This is a genomic window from Arthrobacter sp. JCM 19049 (assembly GCF_001310435.1).
Genome location: NZ_BAXF01000650.1, coordinates 1 through 1,019, shown reverse-complemented (window position 1 = coordinate 1,019; position 1,019 = coordinate 1). Strand labels below are relative to the sequence as shown.

The following is a 1,019-nucleotide window of genomic DNA, read 5'->3' as shown; positions in this document are numbered from 1 at the left end:
CCCCGACCAGCATTTCCTCGGCCAGGGCCACGGTCAGCTCAACCACGTCCTGCGGGCCGCCGCCGGCCAGGACCTGCACCGATTCGGCGACCTCGATCGCGTTGCCGGCGCTCAGCCCAGCGGGGTGTCCATGTTGGTCAGCAGCGCCACGGTGTTCACCGACGCGTCCGCGCCCAGGTTGACCATGGTGGTGGCCAGTTCGCGCGCGCTGGCCTCGTCCTTCATGAACGCCCCGGAGCCGACCTTCACATCCAGCACCAGGGTGCCGGTGCCCTCGGCGATCTTCTTGCTCATGATGGAGGAGGCGATCAGCGGGATGGCCTCCACGGTGCCGGTGACGTCGCGCAGCGCATAGAGCTTCTTGTCCGCCGGCGCCAGCCCCGCCCCGGCCGCGCAGATCACGGCGCCGACCTTGGATAGCTGGGCGAACATCTGCTCGTTGCTCAGGTTGGCCCGCCATCCGGGAATGGACTCGAGCTTGTCCAGGGTGCCTCCGGTGTGCCCCAGCCCGCGGCCGGACAGCTGCGGGACCGCCACCCCGAACACCGCCACCAGGGCGCCAGCGGCAGGGTGATCTTGTCTCCCACCCCGCCGGTGGAGTGCTTGTCGGTGGTCGCCAGGCGCCGCCCGGAGCGTCGGTGAGCGTGGAGAAGTCCATGCGCTGTCCGGAGTTGATCATCGCGGTGGTCCAGCGCGCGATTTCCGCCCGGTCCATCCCGTTCAGGAAGATCGCCATGTTCAGCGCCGCCATCTGCTCCTCGGCGATCACCCCGCGGGTGTAGGCGTCGATGGTCCAGTCGATCATCTGCGGGCTCAGCCGCCCGCCGTCGCGTTTGGTGCGGATCACCTCAACCGCGTCAAAGGCCTCCATTGCCATCTTGCTCCTCCTCCTGCTGCGCGCTCTGCCGCGCTGGCGTCTCAGGTAGTGTCCGCGCCCCGGCTCGTGCCGGGCCTGGCCCGGCGGGTTCGCGGTGTCCGGTGCGTTCCAGGTTCTGCGGCCCGAACGCGTCGGGCAGCAG

General features: G+C 69.7%; 1 pseudogene. It reads right to left on the bottom strand.

The annotated features are described in order from the left end of the window. Positions 1-877 (bottom strand): annotated as a pseudogene (locus tag JCM19049_RS15250) (thymidine phosphorylase); the annotation flags it as partial. Between the last annotated feature and the right edge of the window lie 142 nt (positions 878-1,019).